The organism is Pseudomonas sp. W5-01, from assembly GCF_046540435.1.
Taxonomy (GTDB): Bacteria; Pseudomonadota; Gammaproteobacteria; order Pseudomonadales; family Pseudomonadaceae; genus Aquipseudomonas; species Aquipseudomonas graminis_B.
Window position 1 is genome coordinate 40,170 of sequence record NZ_JAXCIP010000017.1, and the last position, 6,590, is coordinate 46,759.

Annotated in this window: 4 protein-coding genes and 1 pseudogene; 1 reads left to right on the forward strand and 4 read right to left on the reverse strand. The window is 57.5% G+C overall.

The window, feature by feature from the left end; genetic code table 11:
- Position 1 precedes the first annotated feature (1 nt).
- The 4 genes from SLW75_RS28120 to SLW75_RS28135 all read right to left on the reverse strand — a co-directional run bounded on the left by SLW75_RS28120 (position 2) and on the right by SLW75_RS28135 (position 3,973).
- Complete coding sequence (locus SLW75_RS28120) at positions 2-997, reverse strand: alpha-xenorhabdolysin family binary toxin subunit B (RefSeq protein ID WP_065990206.1); 996 nt, start codon at positions 995-997, stop codon at positions 2-4.
- Positions 998-1,020: 23 nt separating this feature from the next.
- Positions 1,021-2,259 carry an alpha-xenorhabdolysin family binary toxin subunit A gene (locus SLW75_RS28125; RefSeq protein ID WP_410936065.1) on the reverse strand — a complete coding sequence of 413 codons (1,239 nt, stop codon included), beginning with the start codon at positions 2,257-2,259 and terminating at the stop codon, positions 1,021-1,023.
- A gap of 223 nt (positions 2,260-2,482) precedes the next feature.
- A complete protein-coding gene (locus tag SLW75_RS28130) occupies positions 2,483-3,289 on the reverse strand; it encodes a tetratricopeptide repeat protein (protein WP_410936066.1) in 807 nt (268 codons plus the stop codon).
- Positions 3,290-3,292: 3 nt separating this feature from the next.
- A complete protein-coding gene (locus tag SLW75_RS28135) occupies positions 3,293-3,973 on the reverse strand; it encodes a Fe2+-dependent dioxygenase (protein ID WP_192132428.1) in 681 nt (226 codons plus the stop codon).
- A 195-nt stretch (positions 3,974-4,168) separates the two neighbouring features.
- On the opposite strand from SLW75_RS28135, the pseudogene SLW75_RS28140 reads away from it, so the two are divergent.
- A pseudogene (locus SLW75_RS28140) lies at positions 4,169-6,417 on the forward strand (TonB-dependent receptor).
- Positions 6,418-6,590: the final 173 nt, after the last annotated feature.

A 6,590-nucleotide genomic window follows, 5' to 3' on the forward strand; every position in this document is an offset into this window, starting at 1 on the left:
TTCAGCGAATGGTTTTCAGGTAATCAATCAGCGATGGCGCGATGGAGACGAAACGGTCCTCATATCCTGCTTTATCACCCAGTTCCAGATGGTCGAAAAATGCAGTAATCCCCTGATCGAACTTTGCGTACTCAGCTCGCGCGTTAAAGAAGGTCTGATACAGGGCATGAACGCTGTCGATCACCGTGATTTTAGCGGCGGTCATCTTCAGGTCGGCCGCTCGCTCATCGTGGCCGGGTTTAAACGCTGCGATTTGCTTGATCAGGCGTTCGCGCTGATCGTACATGGTGAGATAGTTAAGCGCTTTGCTGATGTCTTCCAGGGTCTTTTTCATATGCTCGACAGCGAGCCTGATGAGCTCTGCTTCGGGAGCCGCCATGCCGACTGCGGAGATGTTCTCCACGCTGAGCACGGTGTCCTTGGCGATGTCTGCAAAGTTGCGTTTCTCAAGCACCGCCATTGCATCGTTCAAGACCTTTCGTGAAACCTCCAGCGCCTCGATTTTTTCTTCGGAGGCGATCTGCGCCAGATTCAATTGCGCCAGCTCGGCGTCCAGCCCGCTTTTGTATTTGCGGGTGAGTGCCGGGTCGAACCTCACATCTGCAAGCGATTTAAAGCGTTGCTGTGCGTCCTTCGCGGCAGCGTTCATCCCCCGCTTGAGGCTAATGATCGCTTGCGCCCGGAAGTAAGCGTTATCCTCCAGATCATCGTCGGAGGCTGTTTCCGTGATCGCGCCGCGCAGGGCATTGAGCTTCTTGAGTCCTTGAGAGGCGCTCACTTCCATCTTGAGTGCCGCCTCATCCAGTGCTCGCTGGGCTTGAGTGAGCGAGCCATACAGTCCTGCCGCTTTTACATGAATCGACGGCAGATAGCGTGTTTGATCGAACGAAAAATTGGCGACGGCAGTGAGGTCGAGCATTTGCTGAATGCAGACTTTGACCACGCCAATGTCAGGCGATACGGCGTTTACATCGGTATTGAAACGAAGGATATTCATTGGGAAAACCTTAAGATTATTGATTAACGATATTTTTTGATTTCTGCATCGGCTTCGGCGAATACGGCATACAGGTCGTCCGCCTCGTCTTTAATCAGCGCCCATGGCTCGATGACCTGTTCGAAGTGGTAGGCCAGGAAGCGAACTTTCAATGCGTCGTTAATGCGTTTTGACTCTTCTTGAGAAGTTTTGATGTACAGATAAAGTTTGTTCCAGACGGTGACGAGGTTTTGGGTTGCCACATCAGCCTGAAGCGTCAGCAATTCGAGGTCCTGCATATCGCCTTTAACGTCGTTAAGGCGTCGAAGTACTGTGCTTTTGGTGCCCATCTCGGTGTTTTTAACATTGCGCTGTTTTTTAAGAGCGTTTCTTTCCTTTCGGACTTTTTCGGCCTCTACACCAAAGTAGATGGCCATGCCCAAACCAATCACATTCAGTTTGGACGCAGCGCTTAGTGAATCATTGACCATCTGTTTGTAGCTGGCGCTCTTCTCGTCGATTTGTTTATCGAAGTCTTCAATTTCTTTTTGAAGCCGGATCACGTCATCTTTGAAGTTGTTGTTGTCGATGGCGACCAGGCGAAGCGAGATTTCGGGCCGAACCGTGTTGGACAGTTCCCGAGAAAATGCGTCCAGATCCGCTTTCAAGCGATTGCTGCGCTTTTCCTCAGTATCGACGCGAGCCAGTATCCGATCCAGGAAATAGCTGACGCTTTCAACCGCGTCTTTGTCATCGTCGTTCAGTGTGATGTCCGGAAGCGCGGTGCCCATTTCCTTTTCGACCCGCTTGAGGTCTTCGAGCGTGATAATTCCAAGATCTTTCAGTGCGTCCGACGCAGAGACAGTGTCCAACTCCCGAACCACGCGTTTTCCCGTCGTGTTCATGAAGGTCGCGAAGAGTTTGAGCTCGCTGCTGATCAGTTTGATTCGCTGGCGCAGACCGTCCCATTGACTGGCATGGACCTTGATAATACTGAACGTTTTGGTGAAGTCGCTGACTGCCAGTCCACGGCCTGGCGGGTTTTGCTGGTCATAGCCAAGGTAAACACTGACGGCTTCGGCGGTGGTGGGTAAGTGCAGGCCTTTTTGTTCATAGCGATACAGATCAATGATCTGCTCTTTGGTCAGGATAAGACCCGTGGTGCGCACACTGTCGTCGTGCTGTCCAAGGGAGGCGTCAATAAGCGCTCTTGGTGCCAGCGCTGCTTCTTCGGCGGCCTTGTTAGTTGAGGTGTTGAAGGCATTGTTCAATGCATAATTCATGAAAGAGTCCTTTCTTTAATAGTGGCGCCATCCTGGTGCCGGTTACGGAGTTTCTATCACTGCTGTAATGGCAGCGATCTGAGACTAGTGGGCGATTGAGTCTTATGTCAAAGCACGCGTGCCTTCAACTGTTGTAGGAGAACTTACAGGCAGAGCTCACCACGGCTTCCGCCCCGCTAAGTCGGGGGAATGCCGTTGAATTCAAACCTGTGTCAGAACGTGTTTATGCAGCCGTTTTGGCGTTTTTCAGAAAGTGAGACAGGGCTGCTTTATCTTCAGCGGTGCCAATGGCCGATGCTTTGGTGAAGTAGTCGATGGCCAGTCTTTTAATTTCTGGATGGGGTGACGACAACAGCGTCTGGCGACTGACCCGCAGAAAGTTGAGGTTGCCATTGCGCAAAGCCGTTTCAAACCAGTGCAGCGATTGTTGAATGTCTCCTTGATCAGCCAGAACGGCCGCATGACTGAACTGACCGCGAAAGTCGCCGGACTCTGCCGAGCGTCGGTACCAATGGTGCGCGGCGGGCAGATCCTGCTCGCAGCTCACGCCTTCTTCCAGATAGCGGCCGAGCATGTTCATTGATTTGGCATGACCCATGTGTGCGGCCTTGCGGTAGCAGGCCAGTGCGCGTGCCTGATCCTTATTAACGCCCCGACCAGTGGCTAGCAGGTTGCCGTAGTTATAGAAGCCCCAGTCCAGGTCGGCCTGCGCTGCCAGTCGATAGCACTCGGCGGCCTTCGCCGCATCTGGCTCGCAACCCCAGCCATGTTCCTGGCAGCGACCGAGCATGTTGTGGGCCATCGCATGCCCGTTGCGTGCGGCGATCTGGAACCACGTCATCGCCAGCGACGGGTCCTGCTCGATGCCGGCGCCGTCGAGCAGGATCTGCCCGAGCAGCGCCTGGGCGTCGACGATGTTGGCCTGCGCGGCGCTGAGAATCGCCCGTGCGGCACTCGCCGGACTTTCTTCCAGCATGGCGCGCAGCTGGTCGCCATCGAGCACCTCTTCACGTCGCAGATTCCAGCTCATCACTCAGACCTCTACCCACTGCCGCAGCAGGTTGTGATAGGTGCCGGTGAGCTGAAGCAGCGAGGGGTGATCAGGCACGTCGCGGCTGAGTTGCTGGATGGCCGCGTCCATGTCGAACAGCAGCGTGCGGTGGCCATCGTCCCGCACCAGGCTCTGGGTCCAGAAGAACGAGGCGTACCGCGCGCCCCGTGTGACGGCGTTGACCTTGTGCAGACTGCTGGCCGGATAAAGCAGCAGATCGCCCGCTGGCAGCTTCACCTGACGGGTGCCAAAGGTGTCCTGAATCACCAGCTCGCCGCCGTCGTAATCGTCGGGATCGCTGAAAAACAGCGTCGATGACAGATCTGTGCGCACGCGCTCGGCGCTGCCCTTGGCCTGACGCACGGCGTTGTCGATGTGCAAATCGAAACTGCCGCCGCCGGTGTAGCAATTCACCAGCGGCGGGAAGACCTTGTGGGGCAGGGCAGCGGACATGAAGAGTGGGTTCTGCCACAAGCGCTCAAGCATCGCCGCGCCAATCTCTACGGCAAGTGGATGACCTTCCGGCAGTTGCAGGTTGTGCTTGGCTTTCGCCGATTGGTGCCCGGCGGTGATCTTGCCGTCGGCCCATTCGGTGTCTTCCAGCGCCTGTCGGATGCGAAGCACCTCCTCGGGTGAAAACAGACCGGGGATATGTAGGAGCATGAATCGCGACCTGCGTGAAGAATAAGGCGGCGGATGATAGTGATTCTTATTGGTCGTGTAAAACGTCGCCCGCGCGCGTGAATGGGTCGATGTGAAAATTGGGTAATGGGAAAGTGTAAAGAATGTAAGTTTTCTGCGAATGCGAAGCAGTCTCAACTATATTCCGCCGCCTTATTATTTCCTTGGGGAAGGAAGATGTCGCGCCAAGCACAACCGGTTACCGCCCACTCGCAGCGCTCCATCGTCGGCGCCGTCAGCGTCGCCCTTGCCGCGATGTCCGCCGCCCATGTGGCGCAGGCTGCGGAGCCTTCATCGGATGCCCTGAATCTCGGGGCCACCAACATCGACGGCGAGCGGGCCGACGCGGCTTACAAGACCGAAGAATCGGCCTCGAAAAAGTACACCGCGCCCCTGCGCGAGACGCCAAAGAGCGTCACGGTGATCCCGCAGCAAGTCATCCGCGACACCGCGGCCACGAGCCTGACTGACGCCTTGCGCACCACCCCCGGCATCACCTTTGGTGCGGCGAGGGCGGTAACCCGAATGCGGATCGCCCGATCATTCGTGGCTTCAACGCGGAGAGTGACGTGTTCGTCGACGGCATGCGCGATGTCGCGGCGCAAAGCCGGGAGATTTTCAACGTCGAATCGGTCGAGGTCAGCAAAGGCCCGGGCTCGGCGTTCACCGGCGCAGGCTCTACGGGTGGCAGCCTGAACCTCGTCACCAAAGGTGCCCACCTGGGCGATGCCTTCAACGGCGGCTACACCTTCGGCTCGGACCAGACCCAGCGCTACACCCTCGACGTCAACAAGCAGATGACCGACACGTCCGCCTTCCGGCTGAACCTGATGAAGCATGATTCCAACGTCGCCGGCCGCAACGATGTCGACAACAGCCGCTGGGGCGTTGCGCCTTCGTTCGCGTTCGGTCTGGGCACCGACACCCGGGTCAAGGTTGATTACTACCACTTGTCCACCGACGACATGCCCGACTACGGCATTCCGCTGACCAACACCCCCGGCCGCAGCCAGTACGTGGTCGACAAGCCGGCCCACGTCAACGAAAACAACTTTTACGGCCTGACCGACCGCGACTACCGCAAGAGCGTCAACGACAGCGGCACGATCCGCCTCGAACATGACCTCAACGACAACCTGACGATCTCCAACAGCTTCCGCATGTCGCGCTCGACCCTGGACTACATCGTCACCAACCCGGACGACAGCCGTGGCAACGTCGCCAGGGGACTGGTCTCGCGCTCGGCGAAGAGCCGCAATTCGACCTCCAGCGGCTTCGTCAACCAGACCGACCTTCAGGCAAAATTCAACACCGGTTTTGTCGAGCACAGTCTGGTGACCGGTCTCGAATTTTCGTATCAGGACACCCACAACCGCGGCTACAACGTGCTCAGCGCCAGCGGCGGGACCATCGGCTCGACCTGTAACGCTGCGCTGCTGGCGTCGGGCGACTGCACCAGCCTGTCCAACCCGTCGCCGAAAGACGACTGGAACGGCACCATCACCGACAGCCGCGCGTTCACCGATACCGACACCAAAACCAGTGCCGCCTATGTCTTCGACACGTTGAAATTCAACGAACAGTGGTCGTTGAACCTGGGCCTGCGCTATGACGATTACGACGTGCGCTCCAGCGGTTACAGCACCGGTGGCCGCGGTTCGGTGGCGGGCAGCTTCAAGCGCGAGAACACCAGCCAGCTGTGGAATTACCAGGTCGGCGTGACCTACAAGCCGCTGCCGAACGGCAGCATCTACGCGGCGTGGTCGACGTCCAGCAACCCGTCGGGTGAGACCAGCGGCAATGGCGGCCTGGAAATCGCGGCGAACAACGCCAACCTCGATCCGGAAAAGAACCGTAACTATGAACTGGGCACCAAGTGGGATTTCTTCGACGACAACCTGTCGCTGACGGCTGCGCTGTTCCGCACCGAGAAGACCAATGCGCGGGTGACCGATCCTGACAACGCGACGTTCCAGGTGCTGGACGGCGAGCAGCGTGTCGATGGTCTGGAGCTGACCTACAGCGGCAACATCACCGGCAAATGGAAAGTCTACGGCGGCTACACCTACATGGAGAGCGAGATCGTCAGCGCAACCAGCAAGGCGGACGAGGGCAATCACATGCCGAGCACGCCGCGCAACAGCTTCAATTTTTGGTCGACCTACGAACTGATGCCGAAGCTGACCGTGGGCGGCGGCGCGACCTTCGTCGATTCGCGTTTCGGCAACGAAGCCAACTCGGTGGAAGTGCCGTCCTACTGGCGCTACGACGCCATGGCCACGTACGCGCTGACCAAGAACGTTGACCTGCAGCTGAACGTGCAGAACCTGACCGACAAGCGTTATTACGATCAGGTCTTCACCACCCACTACGCCCACATGGCCGCCGGGCGTACCGCGCTGATGAGTGCCAGCTTCCACTTCTGATCCGGATTCGGACACGTCACTTGTGGGAGCGAGCTTGCTCGCGAATGCTTACTTTCAGTCTTCAGAGAAAGTGGCTGAATGTACCGGCCTCTTCGTGAGCAAGCTCACTCCCACAGGTCCGGTGAACCACCCGAAATATCGAGTCAGCCCACTATCCCGTGGGAGCGAGCTTG

Excerpts from the sequence above, each read along its gene's own strand:
- SLW75_RS28120 (WP_065990206.1), bottom strand. The coding sequence starts at position 997 with ATGAATATCCTTCGTTTCAATACCGATGTAAACGCCGTATCGCCTGAC.
- SLW75_RS28125 (WP_410936065.1), bottom strand. The coding sequence starts at position 2,259 with ATGAATTATGCATTGAACAATGCCTTCAACACCTCAACTAACAAGGCC.
- SLW75_RS28130 (WP_410936066.1), bottom strand. The coding sequence starts at position 3,289 with ATGAGCTGGAATCTGCGACGTGAAGAGGTGCTCGATGGCGACCAGCTG.
- SLW75_RS28135 (WP_192132428.1), bottom strand. The coding sequence starts at position 3,973 with ATGCTCCTACATATCCCCGGTCTGTTTTCACCCGAGGAGGTGCTTCGC.